This window comes from Duganella sp. CF458, from assembly GCF_900113115.1.
Classification (GTDB): Bacteria; Pseudomonadota; Gammaproteobacteria; order Burkholderiales; family Burkholderiaceae_D; genus Rugamonas.
This window is the reverse complement of the sequence record NZ_FOOF01000007.1, coordinates 18259-36941: the sequence shown is the minus strand read 5'-3', so window position 1 is coordinate 36941 and position 18683 is coordinate 18259. Positions and strand designations below refer to the sequence as shown.

Annotated in this window: 13 protein-coding genes; 11 read left to right on the top strand and 2 right to left on the bottom strand. The window is 63.0% G+C overall.

The window, feature by feature from the left end; genetic code table 11:
* The first annotated feature begins 35 nt into the window (after nt 1–35).
* From BM269_RS12165 to truB, 10 genes are all read left to right on the top strand, one after another.
* Nucleotides 36–2258 carry a response regulator gene (locus tag BM269_RS12165; RefSeq protein ID WP_170860358.1) on the top strand — a complete coding sequence of 741 codons (2223 nt, stop codon included), beginning with the start codon at nt 36–38 and terminating at the stop codon, nt 2256–2258.
* A 29-nt stretch (nt 2259–2287) separates the two neighbouring features.
* Nucleotides 2288–3277 (top strand): VTT domain-containing protein, encoded by a 990-nt coding sequence (locus BM269_RS12160; protein ID WP_090437290.1) that lies wholly within the window; start codon nt 2288–2290, stop codon nt 3275–3277.
* A 236-nt stretch (nt 3278–3513) separates the two neighbouring features.
* Nucleotides 3514–4524 (top strand): glucokinase, encoded by a 1011-nt coding sequence (locus BM269_RS12155; protein WP_090437289.1) that lies wholly within the window; start codon nt 3514–3516, stop codon nt 4522–4524.
* 180 nt (nt 4525–4704) lie between these two features.
* Nucleotides 4705–5439, top strand: a complete 735-nt coding sequence (scpB, locus tag BM269_RS12150) for an SMC-Scp complex subunit ScpB (protein WP_090437288.1) — start codon at nt 4705–4707, stop codon at nt 5437–5439.
* Entirely contained in the window at nt 5426–7453 is a 2028-nt protein-coding gene (gene rluB, locus BM269_RS12145; RefSeq protein ID WP_090437287.1) for a 23S rRNA pseudouridine(2605) synthase RluB, read from the top strand. The genes scpB and rluB overlap by 14 nt, the downstream gene beginning before the upstream one ends.
* A 289-nt stretch (nt 7454–7742) precedes the next feature.
* Nucleotides 7743–8231, top strand: coding sequence for a ribosome maturation factor RimP (gene rimP / locus BM269_RS12140; protein WP_090437286.1), 489 nt, complete (start codon nt 7743–7745; stop codon nt 8229–8231).
* Entirely contained in the window at nt 8228–9793 is a 1566-nt protein-coding gene (nusA, locus tag BM269_RS12135) for a transcription termination factor NusA (RefSeq protein ID WP_090437285.1), read from the top strand. The genes rimP and nusA overlap by 4 nt, the downstream gene beginning before the upstream one ends.
* 51 nt (nt 9794–9844) lie before the next feature.
* Nucleotides 9845–12733, top strand: coding sequence for a translation initiation factor IF-2 (gene infB, locus BM269_RS12130; RefSeq protein WP_090437284.1), 2889 nt, complete (start codon nt 9845–9847; stop codon nt 12731–12733).
* A 153-nt stretch (nt 12734–12886) separates the two neighbouring features.
* The gene (gene rbfA / locus BM269_RS12125; protein WP_090437283.1) at nt 12887–13288 is read left to right on the top strand and encodes a 30S ribosome-binding factor RbfA; all 402 of its coding nucleotides are present in this window, start codon (nt 12887–12889) and stop codon (nt 13286–13288) included.
* Nucleotides 13285–14211, top strand: a complete 927-nt coding sequence (gene truB / locus BM269_RS12120; protein ID WP_090437282.1) for a tRNA pseudouridine(55) synthase TruB — start codon at nt 13285–13287, stop codon at nt 14209–14211. The genes rbfA and truB overlap by 4 nt, the downstream gene beginning before the upstream one ends.
* A gap of 83 nt (nt 14212–14294) precedes the next feature.
* On the opposite strand, the gene BM269_RS12115 is transcribed toward truB, so the two are convergent.
* Both BM269_RS12115 and BM269_RS12110 read right to left on the bottom strand, forming a co-directional pair.
* Nucleotides 14295–15443: a polysaccharide deacetylase family protein gene (locus BM269_RS12115; protein ID WP_090437281.1), complete on the bottom strand. Its 1149-nt coding sequence runs from the start codon at nt 15441–15443 to the stop codon at nt 14295–14297.
* Nucleotides 15443–16636, bottom strand: coding sequence for a tetratricopeptide repeat protein (locus BM269_RS12110; protein WP_090437280.1), 1194 nt, complete (start codon nt 16634–16636; stop codon nt 15443–15445). The genes BM269_RS12115 and BM269_RS12110 overlap by 1 nt, the downstream gene beginning before the upstream one ends.
* A 167-nt stretch (nt 16637–16803) precedes the next feature.
* Here BM269_RS12110 and typA point away from each other — a divergent pair, with 167 nt between their 5' ends.
* The gene (gene typA, locus BM269_RS12105) at nt 16804–18639 is read left to right on the top strand and encodes a translational GTPase TypA (RefSeq protein WP_090437279.1); all 1836 of its coding nucleotides are present in this window, start codon (nt 16804–16806) and stop codon (nt 18637–18639) included.
* The last annotated feature ends 44 nt before the right edge of the window (nt 18640–18683 follow it).

The window sequence follows — 18683 nt, the reverse complement described above, 5'->3', positions numbered from 1 at the left end:
GCTGCAAACCGTGGCGCCCCGACCGGAGCAGGTCTTTGCGTTCGAACAAAGTTGCCTCCATCGCATTACTGGTAAGCGTGTCGTTGACCACCATCGTCAGCGCCGTGCTGCTGGTATTCGCCGCCTATTCCTACACCACCGAGAGCAGCAAGCGCTGGCAGGAGCTGCAGCGCGTCCTGAATATCAGTGCCGACCAGCTTGCGCTGGGCGTGGCCCTGCCGGCCTGGAACTTCGACGACAAGCAGGTCTTATCCATCATGCGCGCCAGCATGAACCAGCGCGACCTGCATGCCATTGTGTTGTACGGCACGGGCAGCAAGCGCGAACAGGTGGTGCAGCGCGGCGCCGGCGACAAACTGGAAACCAGCCTGCCGTTGGCGACCACGCCGGACATGCTGGTGGCGCAGCGCCCGGTCATTGTCGATGGCGCCACCATCGGCACCATCAAGGTCTTCGCAACGACTGCCTATATGCGCCAGGCCTTGCAGGACCAGCGGCGCTCCAACCTGGTGGCGATCCTGGTGCTGGCGGCGGTATTGGTCACCAGCCTGTATGGCCTGCTCTGGTTCATGATCCTGCGGCCGTTGAAGGCGGTCGGCCAGTACGTCATGGGCGATACGCCGCAACATGCCTGGTTCTACGGCGAGTTGCGCACCCTGAAAGAGTCCATTCACAAGATGTGGGCCCTGCTCGACAGCCGTTACCGCTCCATGCGCGAAAGCGAAGAGCGCCTGAGCATCGCCACCCGCGCTGCCTGCATCGGCATCTGGGACTGGGACGTGATCTACGACGAATTGATGCAGGATGACGAGATCATGCGCCAGTATGGCCTGGGCACACGGCTGGGCGGCGGCAATTACAAGGCATGGCTGGAGCGCGTGATACCGGAAGACCGCGAGCGCGCACGGGCCGAAGTAGCGGCCGCCTTGAACGGAGAGCGCGATTTTTCCCTGGTGTTCCGCATCCGCCGTCCTGACGGCACGCTACGCCACCTGCGTTCCATGGCGCGCTCGTTCCGCGACGGGCAAGGCAAGGTGGTGCGCATGGTTGGCGTCAGCATCGACGTGACCGAGGCCACCGAAAGCGAGCAGGAATTGCGGCGCCACCGCAGCCACCTGGAGGAGCTGGTGAGCGAGCGCACGGCAGCCCTGTCGGACGCGGTGACGGAAGCGCAGGCGGCCAGCCGTGCCAAGAGCGTGTTCCTGTCCACCATGAGCCATGAACTGCGCACGCCGCTGAACTCCGTGATCGGTTTTTCGCGCCTGATGGCGCATTCGAGCACCATGTCGGCCGAAGAAAAACGCAATACGGCGATCATCCATCGCTCCGGCCAGCATCTGCTGGCGTTGATCAACGATATCCTCGAACTGTCCCGTATCGAAGCCGGCGGCGTCAGCTTGCACCGTGAAGCGGTCGACGTAGCGCAGTTGCTGCGCGATGTATGCGATATGGTGGCCGAGCGTGCCGCCCAGGCCGGGGTCGCGCTGAAGCTCGAATGCGGGGCCTTGCCGCGCGCCTTGATGATGGATGGCGCCAAGGTGCGCCACGTGCTGCTGAACCTGGTGGCCAATGCGCTTAAGTTCGCGGGCGAAGGCACGGTGACGCTGTCCCTTTGTCCCACGGCCCTGCCGGGCGGCCGGCATGGACTGGCATTTGCCGTGCGGGCGGGACGGGGCGGCGTGCCCGAGGAACCTGGCCTGGGCTTGGCGATTTCGCGCCAGTATGTGCGCATCATGGGCGGCGAACTGGAGGTCGAGCCCGAGCCGCAGCCGGCGCAAGGGACGGTATTTCGCTTCACCATCGAGGCGGCAGAAGCCGATGCGCACCAAGCCCTGGCGCGCCTGCCGCAGTTGGCGCCGATACACCAGGGCCGGCGCATCCTGGTGGTGGATGACGGCGTCGAAGGCCGCCACCTGTTGCGCAGCATGCTGGTGCCGGCCGGCTTCGACGTGCAGGAGGCGGCGGACGGCGTCGAGGCGCTGGACGCCATCGCCAAGTCGCAGCCGGAGCTGGTCTTGATGGATTGGCGCATGCCGCTGCTGGACGGCCTGGAGGCGACGCGCCGCCTGCGCGCCGACCACAGCCTGCCGCAGCCGCGCGTGGTGCTGCTGACGGCATCGGCCTTCGGTGGCGAGCGGCAGCGGGCCCAGGCGGCGGGGGCCGACGATTTCCTGCACAAGCCGGTAGAACAGGACAAGCTGTTCCGGATGCTGCAGCAGCAGCTCTCGGTGCAGTATGTGGAAGGAGCCCTGCCTTAGCCCTGGTTTTGCGCTACCATAGACGAACTATGGCTAACCTAATTACCTTGTTGCAGCAGTATGGTGTCCTGATCGTCTTTGCCGTGGTGCTGGTCGAACAGATGGGGTTGCCAATTCCTGCCTATCCAGTGCTGATCGTGGCCGGCGCGCTGGCCATCGATAACAGCAATAGCGCGTCGTTCCCGGTGGTGCTGGGCGTGGCCATGCTGGCTTGCCTGCTCAGCGACTTCTTCTGGTTCCGGGCCGGCCGCCGTTTCGGCAAGCGCATCCTCAAGCTGCTGTGCAAGATCTCGCTGTCGCCCGATTACTGCGTCAGCCAGACCGAAGACAATTTCCGCAAATGGGGCCCGAAGTCGATGGTGGTGGCCAAATTCATCCCGGGTTTCAATACCATTGCGCCGCCGATGGCCGGTGCGCTCGGGACGGGCGTGCCGACGTTCCTCGGGTTCAGCTTGCTGGGCGGCTTGCTGTGGAGCGCCACCGGCTTGCTGATCGGCGCCTATTTCCATGCCGATGTCGATAAAGTACTGGATGTGCTGTCGACCATGGGCTCGACCGCACTGAGCGTGCTGGCCATCCTGCTCGGCCTGTTTGTGCTGGCCAAGTTCATCGAACGCCGGCGCTTCCAGAAAGCGATGCAGACCGAGCGCATCAGCATCGACGAATTGAAGGAGTTGCTCGATTCCGGCCACGACCCGGTGATGGTCGACGCCCGCAGCGCCACCGCGCAATTGCTGGACCCGCCAGTGCCGGGGGCACTGCTGGTGGGCGCCAGCGATCCGTTGGCCGTGATCAAGGCCTTGCCGAAGGATCGCCACATCATCGTCTACTGCAGCTGCCCGAACGATGTGACCGCCGCCAAGGTGGCCAAACAACTCCATTCGCATGGCTACAAGCGCGCCAAGCCCTTGCATGGCGGGCTGGACGCCTGGAATACCGCTTTCCGCAGCGAGAGCGAATCCGCCGTCATCGCCGAGCAGACCCCCGACAGCCTCACCCCCGCCGACTCCCGTCATTGATTAAAGTCGGGGTCAGCTCTGGCAACCGGACATTTTGCTATGCAAAATGTCCGGTTGCCAGAGCTGACCCCGACTTTTTTTACGCAAGGTTGAGTAGTTATACTACCGTCAAAAAATCCCGCGATGTAGCATGCTGACCTAATACTCACGGTTCTTGTACTCAAACTACAAAGAAACCCTTGCGTCCTGGCTAACATATCCCTTAGCATTAAGGCTCAACTTAACTGCTTGCGCCCATGACTGTTCAGACCAACTCCGCAACGCCTGCCATCTTTCCAAGCCCGCGCCTGCTGGCTGATGTCGGCGGTACCAATGCCCGGTTTGCGCTGGAACTGGCGCCCGGCAGGATCGAGAATATCCATGTGCTGTCCGGCGCTGCGTATGCCACGCTGGGCGATGCACTGAAGGCTTACCTGGCCTTACCCGACGTGGTGGCGGCCGCCGGCCTGGGCGTGCGCCATGGTGCGATTGCGATCGCCAATCCGGTCAATGGCGATTTCGTCAAGATGACCAACCACCATTGGGAGTTTTCGATCGAGGCGCTGCGCCTGGAAGTCGGCTTCGAGGTGCTGGTGGTGGCCAATGATTTCACCGCGTTGGCGCGTTCGCTGCCGCTGCTGGCGGACGACCAGAAGCGCCAGGTCGGTGGCGGCACGCCGCAAGCCGGTGCGCCGCTGGGCTTGATCGGCGCCGGCACCGGGCTGGGCGTGTCGGGCCTGATCCCTTCGGCTTCTGGCTGGACTGCGCTGCTGAGTGAAGGCGGGCACGTCAGCTTCCCGCCCATGAATCCGGAAGAGGTGGCGATCCTGCAGTATGCCTGGACCGAATTCCCGCATGTGTCGGCGGAGCGCTTGCTGTCCGGCGTCGGCATTGAACTGATTTACCGCGCGCTGGTGGCGCAGCGCGGCCATGAAGAGCCGGTGCTGTCGGCGCCGGAGATTGCGCGCCGCGCGCTGGCCGGTGAATGCCCGCTGTGCGACGATGCGATCGAGTACTTCTGCACCATGCTGGGCACCATTGCCGGCAATCTCGGCGTCACCCTGGGCGCGACCGGTGGTATTTATATTGGCGGCGGCATCGTGCCGCGCCTGGGCCCGCGCTTCGATCGTTCCGGCTTCCGCGCCCGTTTTGAGGCAAAAGGCCGCTTCAAGCAATACCTGGCCGCCATCCCTACCTATGTGATTACCGCCGAGTACCCGGCCTTTGTTGGTGTTTCTGCAATTCTGGCCGAGCGTCTCGCCGGCTAGGCGAAATCAGGCTTTTACACTTCTCTCCGGTTTTATCAGGTACAATTGCCCAAGTTGGATGAAGCGGCGCCCGTCGCCCGCCTTGTTTTCGCCCTGAAAACGCTCTCCACCTGAGACTCTCGCCCCGGCGCGTAGCGGTCCGGCGCCTTCTTACTAAGTTACACAACCAACTTGTAGTGTATGGATAATGCAGAGGCTAAGAAAGTCCTCGAAGCTGCGCTGCTATGCGCCCGTGATCCCTTATCGATCCACAGCCTGAAAAAGCTGTACGTCGAAACCGACGACCAGGGCAACCCGCTCGGTGTCGGCGTTGGCGCTGATACGATCAAGGAGTTGTTGGAAGAATTGCGCCAGGAATGGCAAGGGCGCGGCATTGAGGTGGTCAGCCTGTCGAGCGGCTGGCGCTTCCAGAGCCGGCCGGAAATGAAGATGTACCTGGAGCGCCTGAATCCGGAAAAACCGCAGAAGTATTCGCGCGCCACCCTGGAAACGCTGGCCATCATCGCTTACCGCCAACCGGTCACCCGCGGCGATATCGAGGAAATCCGCGGCGTCGCGGTGAACTCGCAGACGATCAAGATGCTGGAAGACCGCGGCTGGGTCGACACTGTCGGCTATCGCGATGTATTGGGCCGTCCGGCCTTGCTGGGCACCACCAAGCAGTTCCTGGACGACCTGGGGCTGGAATCGCTGTCGCAACTGCCGCCGTTGCAGCAGATCAGCGATACGCAGAATGAAAATCCGCTGGAAGTGCTGGAGGCTCGCCTCACGGAGAACTTCGAGAAAGCGGCGCAGGAAGCACAAGCAGCAGCAGAAGAGAAAGAGGCGACGCCGGACGAGGCGCCGTCGGTAATAGACGACCCGGCGCCCGATAACGTCGAGCCCTTAGCAGAAACGAATAATGAACAAGCCTGATAACACCCCAGAGACTGGTACCCCGGCAGCCGCCGACACCGCACCCGCCAAGCCAAAACGCCGCACCAAGGCGCAGATGGAGGCCGATAACGCAGCCGCCCTGGCGGCCGGCGAAACGCCAAAGCCGAAGCGTCGTAGCAAAGCTGCTGTCGTAGCCGAAGCCGCAGCCGGCGAGCTGCCAGCGCTCAGCGCCGAGGCGGCGCCGGTGAAGAAGCCGCGCGCCAAGAAGGTTGTGGCGGCGGAAGCTGCGCCGGCCGTGGCAGCGGCTCCGGCACCGGCCGCCTCCGCGTCGGCGGACGCCGTGCCGGACGCTGAGGGTGAGGGCAGGGATCGCGGCCGTGCGCCGCGCGGCCCGCGCCAGATGCGTGAACAGCGCGCGCAGCGCCAGGCTGAAAAGGCTGCGGTGGCCGCCGCCGTCGCAACCGAATCGGTTGGTGAGCCAGCGGCGGCAGCGCCCGCAGGCGCCGAGGGCGCGGAAGGCGGCAGTCCATGGCCGGCTGCGGTCCCGGCTGAAAAGCGCCACGACAAGCATGCCAAGCACAAAGGCAAAAAGGGTAAGCATGGCAAGCCGGCGCATGGCGAAGGCCAGGGCGCGCCAGCCGGTGAGGCGGGCCAGGGCAAGGCCCAGGGTGGACAGGGCCAGAAGCCGCGCGTGCACGGCGCTTTTGGCAACAAGATGAAGGCCAAGGACAAATCGTCCGAAGCCGATGCGGTGTTCTCCTTCGTCACCTCGGACGCGTTCGACCGCGACGAAGGCGGTTCCGGCAAGCCGGTCAAGGCGCGCCGCGACCTGACGGCGGAAGACGATGCGCCGAAGCTGCACAAGGTGCTGGCGGAGGCGGGCATGGGCTCGCGCCGCGACATGGAAGAATTGATCATCGCCGGTCGCGTGTCGGTGAATGGCGAGCCGGCCCACATCGGCCAGCGCATCCTGCCGACCGATGCGGTGCGCATCAACGGCAAGCTGGTGCAGCGCAAGGTTTCCAAAAAGCCGCCGCGTGTGCTGGTGTACCACAAGCCGGCCGGCGAAATCGTGTCGCACGACGATCCGGATGGCCGTCCATCGGTATTCGACCGCCTGCCGACCATGAAAACCGGCAAATGGCTGGCCGTCGGCCGCCTCGACTTCAATACCGAGGGCCTGCTGCTGTTTACCACCTCCGGTGACCTGGCCAACCGGCTGATGCACCCGCGCTACAACATCGACCGCGAATACGCCGTGCGTACCCTGGGCGAACTGGAAGAGGGCATGCGCCAAAAGCTGCTGGCCGGCGTTGAGCTGGAAGACGGCATGGCGCAGTTCACCAAGATCGCCGACGGCGGCGGCGAAGGCGTCAACAAGTGGTACCGCGTGGTGATCGGCGAGGGCCGCAACCGCGAGGTGCGCCGGATGTTCGAGGCCATCGGCCTGACCGTGTCGCGCCTGATCCGCACCCGTTACGGCGCGCTGACCCTGCCGAGCAACCTGAAGCGCGGCCGCTGGGAAGAGATGGAAGAAAACACCGTGCGCGACCTGCTGTCGGCGGTGGGCTTCAAGAAAGAAGCCGGCGCCGGCGCCGGCGAAGGTGCCAAGCCGCAGGGCGGCCAGGGACAAGGCAAGCGCGAGCGTGATCGTGAGCCGAACGGCAACCGCATGGATGTGAGCAATAAGAATGCCGATCCATTCCCGCAGGCGCCGCGCGGCGGCCGTGGCCAGGGCCAGGGCGGCTTCTTTGGCGCCCCGCGCCATGGCGGTTCCGGCTTTGGCGACCAGCAGCCGGGCGGCTACGGCCGTGGTGCCGGTGGTGCCGGCGGTGGTGCCGGCGCCAAGGGCAAGGGTAAAGGCGCTGGCCAGGGTAAAGGCCAGGGTCAGGGCCAGGGCAAGGGTGGCCCACGCCAGCCCGATCCGCTGATGACTACTTTTGGTTTTGCCGGCCAAGGCCATGGTCACGGCCAGGGGCAGCAGCGCCGCGGCGGCCATCAGCCGCGCGGCGGGGCGTCCGATCATGGCATGCCGCGCCGCCGCAAGGGCTGAAACCGGTAAACCGGTGGCCTGACCCGCAGGGTCAGGCACTGGCCTGCGGGTGCCGCGTATCGGTGCTGGTTTGGGTGTTGGATTTTAAGCACCTTGCTATTGTTACACCCGCTCCCGATGTGGTATGCGGCATTGCGGCGATATCAATATCGCGCTATAATGAGCAGCCTAGTTAAAGTTCTTCGCAGATATTTTTGCTGAGAGTGCTTTCATCTGGCTGCAGTAACGAAAGATGGGCAGTTGCCCATTTTTTTTTGGTTGAACCGTTTTAAGTATCTGGAGATTTTCTTTGCAACTGCCTGAATTGATTGAAAAAACCGTCGCTGGCCTCGGCTACGACCTGGTCGATTTCGAACGGGCCGAACGCGGACTGCTGCGTGTTTATATCGACTTCACGGCAGAAGAAGCGGAAGAAAAAGGTCCGATCACGGTAGAAGACTGCGCCACGGTGAGCCACCAACTGTCGCACCTGCTGACGGTCGAGAACGTTCCCTACGAACGTCTCGAGATTTCGTCGCCTGGCCTGGACCGTCCGTTGCGCAAGTTCGCCGACTTCGTCCGTTTTGCCGGCAGCGAAGCCATCGTCAAGCTGCGCATGGCCATTCCAGGCACGGCGAATCGCAAGTCCTATCAGGGCATCCTAACGGAGCCTGAAGGCGATCAACTGGGTATTGAATTTGAAGGTAAAGAAGGTCCTGCGGTGCTGAATTTCACGCTCGCGGACATTGACAAGGCACGCTTGGTGCCGCAGGTGAATTTTGGGAGCCGCAAAGCATGAGTCGCGAAGTATTGTTATTGGTTGATGCGCTGGCGCGCGAAAAGAACGTCGACAAGGAAGTCGTGTTCGGCGCGCTCGAGTTCGCACTGGCGCAAGCCACGAAGAAGCGCTATGAAGGCGAAGTGGATATTCGCGTTTCGATCGACCGTGAAAGCGGCGAGTTCGAGTCCTTCCGCCGTTGGCACGTGGTGCCTGACGAAGCCGGCCTGCAGCTGCCTGACCAGGAAGTGCTGCTGTTCGAAGCGAAAGAACAGATCCCTGATATCGAAGTCGATGAATACATCGAAGAGCCGATCGAATCCGTGGAATTCGGCCGCCGCTTCGCCCAGGACACCAAGCAAGTGGTCCTGCAGCGCGTGCGCGATGCTGAACGCGAACAGATCCTGCAAGACTTCCTGGAGCGCGGCGACGCGCTGGTCACCGGCACCATCAAGCGTATGGAACGCGGCGATGCGATCGTCGAATCCGGCAAGATCGAAGCCCGCCTGCCACGCGACCAGATGATCCCGAAAGAGAATCTGCGTATCGGCGACCGCGTGCGTGCTTACATCCTGCGCGTTGACCGCAATATGCGCGGCCCGCAAGTGATCCTGTCGCGCACCGCGCCGGAATTCATCATGAAGCTGTTCGAACTGGAAGTGCCGGAAATCGAACAAGGCATGCTGGAGATCAAATCCGCTGCACGCGATGCAGGCGTGCGCGCCAAGATTGCTGTGCACACCAACGACAAGCGCATCGACCCGATCGGTACCTGCGTCGGCATGCGCGGTTCGCGCGTGCAGGCCGTGACCGGCGAACTGGGCGGCGAGCGCGTGGACATCGTGCTGTGGTCGGAAGATCCTGCGCAATTCGTGATCGGCGCGCTGGCACCAGCCAATGTGTCCTCGATCATGGTTGACGAAGACAAGCACGCGATGGACGTGGTGGTTGACGAAGAAAACCTGGCAATCGCGATCGGCCGCTCCGGCCAGAACGTGCGCCTGGCGTCCGAGCTGACCGGCTGGAAGATCAACATCATGACCGCGGAAGAGTCGGCCGACAAGCTGGCCACCGAGACCGCCGCCGTGCGCGCACTGTTCATGGAAAAACTGGATGTGGACCAGGAAGTGGCCGACATCCTGGTGGAAGAAGGCTTCAGCAGCCTGGAAGAAATCGCTTACGTGCCGATCTCCGAGATGCTGGACATCGAAGCGTTCGACGAAGACACCGTCAACGAGCTGCGTACCCGTGCCCGCGACGCCCTGGTCACCGAGGCGATCGCTTCGGAAGAGGGCCTGGAAGGCATGGAAGAACAGCTGGTTGGACTGGAAGGCATGGACCGCGTTACCGCGGGCAAGCTGGGCCTCGCAGGCATCAAGACCCTGGCAGCGTTTGCCGGTCTGGCCTACGACGAGTTCGGCGCCATCCTGGCCCTGTCGTCGGACCGCGCACGTGAATTGATTTCGAATGAGTTTGAGAATGTGACCGACGATGAAATGAAGCTGGTCGACGGTAAGTACGATGAACGCGCCAAGGCCCTGCAAGCCAAGGCATGGGCATCGTCCGAAGCCGCCAAGGCCTAAGTAGTGGAAACAGCTTTAATTATCATCGAGACACATAGAAAAGAGGACTGAATGGCGAGTAACAACGTAGCCCAATTTGCCACCGAACTGAAGATGCCTGCAGATTTGCTGCTGTCGCAGCTGCGTTCTGCTGGCGTCGAGAAGAGTTCGGCGTCAGATCCATTGTCAAAAGATGATAAGGACAAGCTGCTGGAACACCTGCGCCGTACCCACGGCGCAGGGGCAGAGCCGGGCGAAAAGAAAAAGATCACCCTGACTCGTAAAGAGACCACGGAGATCAAGCAGGCCGACGCCTCCGGCAAGGCCCGCACCATCCAGGTCGAAGTGCGCAAGAAGCGCACCTTCGTGCAGCGCGACGACCTGACCACCACCGCGACCGCCAAGCCGGCCGCACCGGTGATCGACGCCGCCGAACAGGCGCGCCGTGAAGAAGAAGCACGCCGCCAGGCCGAGCTGATCGCTCGCCAGGAAGCGGAGCTGAAAGAAAAGCAGGAACGCTTGGCCAAGCTCGACGAGGAAAAGGCTGCGCAAGCCAAAGCCGCCGAAGAGGAAGCCAAGCGCGTAGCGGAAGACCAAGCCAAGAAAGCTGCCGCCGACAAGGCCGCCGCCGAGAAGGCTGCCGCCGCCGCTGCAGCCGGCGTGGCGCAGAAAGCCGCCGCCGAAGAAGAAGAGAAGAAGCGCCTGGCTGATGCCGAAGAGTCCAAGCGCAAGCACGAAGTCGCCGCCAAGGAAGCCGCCGAGCGCGCCGAAGCGACCGAACGTGCCCGTAAAGCTGTTGCAGACGAAGTGGCCCAGATCAAGTTGATGATGAGCCAGCCGCGTCGCGTGATGAAGGCTCCCGAGCCGGCTCCAGCCGCCGCCGCCAAGCCGAAAGTTGCCGAAGGCACCCTGCACAAGCCAGCCGACAAGAAGCCTGCGACGACCGCAGCTGCTCCAGGCGGCGAGAAGAAGGACGACAAGAAACCCGGCGACAAGAAATCCATCAAGTCGGCCAATGTGGCTTCGACCTGGCAGGATGAAAAGCGCCGTGGCGCCCCGGGCGGCGGTGCCGGCAAAGGCCGCGGTGGCAACACCGGTGGCGGTGCAGGCGGCCGTGACGGCTGGCGTGCGGGCGGCAAGGGTGGTCGCCGCGGTGGCCACCATGACGACCGTGAAACCAACTTCCAGCAACCGACCGAAGCGATCGTGCATGAAGTGCACGTGCCGGAAACCATCACCGTGGCCGAACTGGCGCACAAGATGGCAGTCAAGGCATCCGAGGTGATCAAGCAGCTGATGAAGCTGGGCCAGATGTGCACCATCAACCAGGTGCTGGACCAGGAAACCGCGATGATCGTGGTGGAAGAGATGGGCCACAAAGCCTTCGCTGCCGCTGTCGACGATCCGGAAGCGCTGCTGGCCGACCAGGGCGAACACGCCGAGTACGAAGCAACCCCGCGTGCACCTGTGGTGACCGTGATGGGCCACGTCGACCACGGTAAGACCTCCCTGCTGGACTACATCCGCCGCGCCAAGGTCGCGTCGGGCGAAGCAGGCGGCATTACCCAGCACATTGGTGCCTACCACGTGGAAACCCCGCGCGGCATCATCACCTTCCTGGATACCCCGGGCCACGAAGCCTTTACGGCAATGCGTGCCCGCGGTGCGAAAGCAACCGACATCGTCATCCTGGTGGTGGCAGCCGACGACGGCGTGATGCCGCAGACCAAGGAAGCAATCGCCCACGCCAAGGCGGCGGGCGTGCCGCTGGTTGTCGCGATCAACAAGATCGACAAACCGGGTGGCAACGTCGACCGCGTGACCCAGGAACTGGTGGCCGAGCAAGTGGTGCCGGAAGAATATGGTGGCGATTCGCCATTCGTACCGGTCTCCGCGAAAACCGGCCAGGGCATCGACGACCTGCTGGAGCAAGTGCTGCTGCAAGCCGAAGTGCTGGAACTGAAAGCCCCGGTCGAAGCGCCTGCGCGCGGCCTGGTGGTGGAAGCCCGCCTGGACAAGGGCCGTGGTCCTGTGGCCACCATCCTGGTGCAATCGGGTACCCTGCGCCGCGGCGACGTGGTGCTGGCGGGTTCGTCCTTCGGCCGCGTCCGTGCGATGCTGGACGAGAACGGCAAGTCGATCGCTGAAGCAGGTCCTTCGATCCCGGTGGAGATCCAGGGCCTGACCGAAGTGCCGGCCGCCGGTGAAGAGGCAATGGTCATGGCTGACGAGCGTAAAGCCCGTGAGATCGGCCTGTTCCGCCAAGGTAAGTTCCGCGACGTGAAGCTGGCCAAGCAGCAAGCGGCCAAGCTGGAAAACATGTTCGACCAGATGGCCGAAGGCGAAGTGAAGAACCTGCCGCTGATCGTCAAGACCGACGTGCAAGGTTCGCAGGAAGCGCTGGTTGGCTCGCTGCAGAAGCTGTCGACCTCCGAAGTGCGGGTGCAGATCGTGCACGCAGCGGTGGGCGGCATCACGGAATCGGACGTCAACCTGGCGACCGCTTCCAAGGCAGTCATCATCGGCTTCAACGCCCGTGCCGACGCACAGGCGCGCAAGCTGGCCGAAACCAACGGCGTCGACATCCGCTACTACAACATCATTTACGATGCGATCGAAGAGGTCAAAGCGGCACTGTCGGGCATGCTGGCACCGGAGAAGCGCGAGCACGTCACCGGCCAGGTCGAGATTCGCCAGGTCATCCTGGTCTCCAAGGTCGGCGCGATCGCGGGCTGCCTGGTTACCGATGGCGTGGTCAAGCGCTCGTCTTCGGTACGCCTGCTGCGCAACAACATCGTGGTGTGGACCGGCGAGATCGACTCGCTCAAGCGCTTCAAGGACGATGCGAAGGAAGTTCGCGCCGGCCTGGAATGCGGTCTGAACCTGAAGGGCTACAACGACATCGTCGTAGGCGACGTGCTCGAAGTGTTCGAAGTGCAGGAGATCGCCCGTACCCTGTAACAACAGGACGGCGCGATACACGGCGGGTGCTTCCCGCCTCGCGAGAGCGGGGCAGGGCACCCGCCTTTGTTATTATTAAAAGCCGGCAGGCGGAGCGTGCCGGCGCCCGGTCTCCGCTTCCTGCGGGGCTGGCACCGCAGGAAATTTAATATCATGGCTAAACACAGCAAATCGATCCCCCAGCGCGGCCTGCGCGTGGCGGATCAAATCCAGAAAGACCTGTCCGAGCTGATCGCCTTCGAAGTGAAGGACCCGCGCGTCGGCATGATCACGCTGTCCGAAGTGCAGCTGACCCCGGACTACGCGCACGCGAAAGTGTTCTTCACCACCCTGAAAGACGACCCGGAGTCGATCAAGAACACCCTGGCCGGCCTGGCCGCCGCCGCCGGCTACCTGCGCAACCAGCTGGGCAAGCGCCTGCACATCCACACGCTGCCGCAGCTGCACTTCCTGCACGACATGTCCGCCTCGCGCGGCATGGCCATGTCCGCCCTGATCGACAAGGCCAACGCCACCCGCGCCGCCGATTTCGACGAGAACAACGAAGAAGAATGACTGAAGCACGTGTAAAGCGCGTGCGCGATGCCGTGGACGGCGTGCTGCTGCTCGATAAGCCGGTAGGCCTGTCCAGCAACGATGCCCTGATCAAGGCCAAGCGCTTCATGAACGCGAAAAAAGCCGGCCACACCGGCACGCTCGATCCGTTTGCGACCGGCCTGCTGCCGCTGTGCTTCGGCGAAGCGACCAAGTTCTCGCAAGACCTGCTGGAAGCCGACAAGACCTACCTGGCCACCGTGCACCTGGGCGTGCGCACCGACACTGGCGACACCGAAGGCCAGGTGTTGGAAACGCGCGACGTCAGCTGCAAGCAAGCCGAGATCGAAGCCGCGATGGCCCGCTTCCGCGGCCCGATCAAGCAGGTGCCGCCGATGTACTCGGCGCTGAAGCGCGACGGCAAGCCGCTTTACGAGTACGCCCGCGAAGGCATCACGCTGGAGCGCGAAGCGCGCGACGTGGTGATCCACAAGCTGGAACTCGTTGCGTGGGAAGCGCCGTTCCTGAAGATCGAAGTCACCTGCAGCAAAGGCACCTACATCCGCGTGCTGGGCGAAGACATCGGCGCGGCTTTGGGCTGCGGCGCGCACCTGAACGCCCTGCGCCGCACGCAAGTTGGCGCCCTGACCACCGACAAGATGATCACGCTGGAAGATCTCGCTGTCCACGCCGCTCCCCGCGAGCTGCTGGCGCCAGTGGACGCGCTATTGTCGTCCTTCCCGCGCATCACGCTGAACGCCGAGCTGGCAAAACGCTTCCTGCACGGCCAGCGCCTGCCGCTCGGCAAAGAGCCAAGCATCGCGGTCCCGACGCCATACGAAGGCCGCGTGCGCATCTACGCTGAGGACGGTCGCCTGCTCGGCACCGGCATCTTCGGCGAATACGCCATCCTCGCCCCCGAGCGCCTAGTCGCTACCGCTTAAAAAGTCGGGGTCAGCTCTGGCAATCCGCCATTAAGCGCACGCATGTGCGCTTAATGGCGGATTGCCAGAGCTGACCCCGACTTTTATTTTGCGAGCGGTTGTTGGCAGTCGCGCCAGCTTACCGCGTTGCCCAGCTCGCTGAAGATGACGGGGAGGGCGGACTTGGCTTTGCTGTGCACATCGTGGAACAGCAGCACGCCGTGCCGCTTGATCAGCATCAGCGCGATCATGCGGTTGCTGACGTCGTCGGCGCTGACCTGGCTGCTCCAGTCTTGCGAATCCAGGTTCCACAGCGCGACCTGCAGGCCTTGCTGCTGGAAGAACGCTGCGCTGTCCGCGGGCCGCTGGCCGTATGGCGGGCGGAAGTAGGGCAGCACCTCGCCTTTGGCGAAGGTCGCATTCAACAACCCGTGGGTGCGGGTGATCGAATCCTGCCATTGCTCCCACTTGGCGTGCGATTGGTGCTGCCAGCCGTGCGAAGCCATGCACTGGTTCTTGTACGAAGCAGCCACCTTAGCAGCACCGGCCTTGTTGACGCGGTTCTGCAAGTTTTCGCCCAGCACGAAGAACACACCGGTCTTCTTGGTGTTTGCCAGCATGGCCAAGGTATCGTCGGTGTTCGCACCAGGCGACGGGCCGTCGTCAAAGGTCAGCAGGAATTGGCGGTCTTCCAGCGTGTCGCCATTCCATTCGTGCGGGCCGAAGCGATCAATCTCGCTGCTGATCCTGGGGAACAGCGCGGCCAAGCGCAACTGCTCGGCGAGGTAGGCGCGGGTGAAGGCGGACAGGTTGGCGTGCCAGGCTTGCTGGCCGGCCGGTACCGACTTCTGCCAGCTATCGGCCTGGCGCAGCAGGGCGTCGACACTGTCGGCCGGCGCCACGCAAGTCCAGTCACCGCCGGCGCAGTCGCGCGCCGCGCGCTGGTAGTTCACCAGCGACAGCGCCATTTCCGACTTCAGCCACTTGTCGACCGAGGCGCGGTTCAGGCTCTTGATCTTGAACGCCGCCATCATGTCGGCATCAGCCATCTTGTGCATTTCCTGCAGTGCCGAAGCATAGGTCAGGATCGATGCGCGCGAGGCCTTGTCGAAGCCGTTGCGGCTGTTCAGGGTCTCCGTCCACAGGCGGCGGTCGGCCTTGGCCACCGACGCCGGTCCAACGGCGGAGCCGGGCAGGGCGACCGCAGCCAGCGCGGCGGCCATGCACAGCAGGGGCAGCGCTGGCCGGCGCATTATTTAGCCCCGTTCTGCTGCATGCGCGCGATGGCCTTGTCGTAGGTCGGGTTGCTCTTCTCGGCCTGCGCCGCGCGGTATTCGCGCAGGGCGTCATCCCATTGCGATGCCGCTTCGTAGATCTTGCCGTTGTTGTAGTGCGAGCTGGCGCGCACGGTGGCGGCGGTCGAACCGCTGGCCAGAGCGATGGCCTTGCGGTTGGCCCACATCGCTTCCGCGGTGCGGTTGGCCTTCTGGAACGCCAGGCCCAGGTTGCTGTATGCCTGGCCGTAGTTGCCGTTCAACTCAATCGCTTCCTGGTACAGGCGGATCGCTTCGTCCAGGTTGCCGGCGTGGTAGGCCGCTTCGCCCTGGCTGTTCAGGCGCTTGGCGCTGTCCTGGTTGCTCGCGCTGTAGTTCACGGCTTGCAGGTCGGCTGCACGGCCGACACCGGCGAACTCGGAGGTTTGCAGGCGGTCGTGGCTGGTCACGCCTTTCAGGGTGTTGAAGTCCTGGAATTCGCCATCTTCGGTCACGGCGAATACGGTCCACAGGTTGCCGGTGCCGGTGGTCGGCACGTAGTAGGTGCGGATCAGGGTCTGGCCGACGTACACGAAGACCTTGGCGCCGCTGTTGGCCAGGTTGCGGGTGCTCGGGTTGGAGCCGTCGGTGAAGTCGTGCACCGCATAGACGTAACGCTCGCCGACGTGCTTGCGGTCGATGGTGATGGTTTCAGGGCCGAAACCGTTGGTATCGTCGACATCCAGCTTGGCATCGGCGCCGCGCATCTGCATGAAGTAGACGTGGTTGCCAGGGTAGACAACGTGGGAATCCAGGTCGGCCGGTTTGGCGCCCCAGTTCAGCACGATGCGCATGCCGTCCAGGTTATTCATCACCGGGCTGATGGCGTAGGTCGAGCCGTTGCAAGGGCATTTGACGACCAGGTTGGAGTAACCCGGCTTCTTGACGATCATCAGCGTCGAAGCGTCGTCGGCGAAAGTTGGCGCCAGCTTGACCTGGCCCTGGGCGTCGGTGTTGGCGCTGACCGATTGCTCGCCGTTCTTTTGCAGCGTGACGGTGGCGCCGTCGATCTTCTTGTCCTTGACCGTGGCGCTCAGGATCTGCACGCCGACCGGCGCGGCAGCGGCGGCGCCAGCCACCAGCAGGGACAGGGCGGCGGTCGCCAAAACGATGTTCGTCAAACGCAATTTCATGTAATGCTCTCCAGGCTGTTCGTAGGGCTCAAATAAGCTTGATTGCTTATTTTCTAATAATACCTTACGGAAACCAAAGATGGGGAGCTTCTAGGTTGCGACGCAGCATGCTATACTAGTGGGTTCAGTGCTCCCGCACTTGCAGAATTCCTGTCCATACACAAATCATGTCTAATACTAAACGCGCAATTCGCAACATCGCCATCATCGCCCACGTTGACCATGGCAAGACCACCCTGGTGGACCAGCTGCTGAAGCAGTCCGGTACCTTCCGCGAAAACCAGCAGGTTGATACCCGCGTCATGGACTCCAACGACCTGGAGAAAGAACGCGGCATTACCATTCTGTCGAAGAACTGCGCCGTTGAGTACGAAGGCACCCACATCAACATCGTCGACACCCCAGGCCACGCCGACTTCGGCGGCGAAGTGGAGCGCGTACTGTCGATGGTCGACTCCGTGCTGCTGCTGATCGATGCGCAAGAAGGCCCGATGCCGCAGACCCGCTTCGTAACCCGTAAGGCACTGGCCCTGGGCCTGAAGCCGATCGTGGTGGTGAACAAGATCGACCGTCCTGGCGCGCGCGCTGACTGGGCGATCAACCAGACTTTCGAGCTGTTCGACAAGCTGGGTGCGACCGATGAACAGTTGGACTTCCCGATCGTGTACGCCTCGGGCCTGAACGGCTACGCCGGCCTGGACGAATCCGTGCGCGGCGGCGACATGAAGCCGCTGTTCGAAGCCATCCTGAAATACGTGCCGGTGCGTGACGACAACCCGGACGGCCCGCTGCAGATGCAAATCACCTCGCTGGACTACTCGTCCTACGTCGGCAAGATCGGTATCGGCCGCGTTTCCCGTGGCCGCGTGAAGACCGGCCAGGACGTGGTGGTCCTGAACGGCCCTGATTCGACCCCGATCAAGGGCCGTATCAACCAGGTGCTGAACTTCAAGGGCCTGGAGCGCGTGCTGGTGGACGAAGCGGTTGCCGGCGACATTATCCTGATCAACGGTATCGACGAAATCGGCATCGGTTCCACCGTGTGCGCACCGGACACCCCGGACGCGCTGCCGATGCTGACCGTCGACGAGCCTACCCTGACCATGAACTTCATGGTCAACAACTCGCCGCTGGCTGGCCGCGAAGGCAAGTTCGTGACCTCGCGCCAGCTGCGCGATCGCCTGGACAAGGAACTGAAAGCCAACGTTGCGCTGCGCGTGGCGCCGACCGACGACGATACCGTCTTCGAAGTATCGGGCCGTGGCGAGCTGCACCTGACCATCCTGATCGAAAACATGCGCCGTGAAGGCTTCGAACTGGCCGTGTCCCGTCCACGCGTGGTGTTCAAGATGGTTGATGGCGTGCGCCATGAGCCGTACGAGCAACTGAGCGTCGACGTGGAAGAAGCCAACCAGGGCGGCGTGATGGAAGAACTGGGCCGCCGTCGCGGCGACCTGCAGAATATGGAATCGGACGGCAAGGGCCGCGTGCGCCTGGAATACCGCATTCCAGCGCGTGGCCTGATCGGCTTCCAGGGCGAATTCATGACCCTGACCCGTGGTACCGGCCTGATGTCGCACGTGTTCGATGCGTACGCTCCAGTCGACACCACCAAGGGTGAACTGGGCGGCCGTCGCAACGGCGTGCTGATCTCGCAGGACGACGGTGCTGCCGTGGCCTACGCCATCTGGAAACTGCAGGATCGCGGCCGCATGTTCGTGGTCCACAACGACCCTGTGTACGAAGGCATGATCATCGGTATCCACTCGCGCGACAACGACCTGGTGGTTAACCCGATCAAGGGCAAGCAGCTGACCAACGTGCGTTCGTCGGGTACCGACGAAGCAGTGCGCCTGGTGCCGCCGATCCAGATGTCGCTGGAATACGCAGTGGAATTCATCGACGACGACGAACTGGTGGAAATCACCCCGAAATCGATCCGCCTGCGCAAGCGTCACCTGAAAGAGCACGAGCGTAAGCGTGCCAGCAAAGAAAACGCGTAATGCATGAAGAACCCGCCGTGAGGCGGGTTTTTTTTATCCGGAGA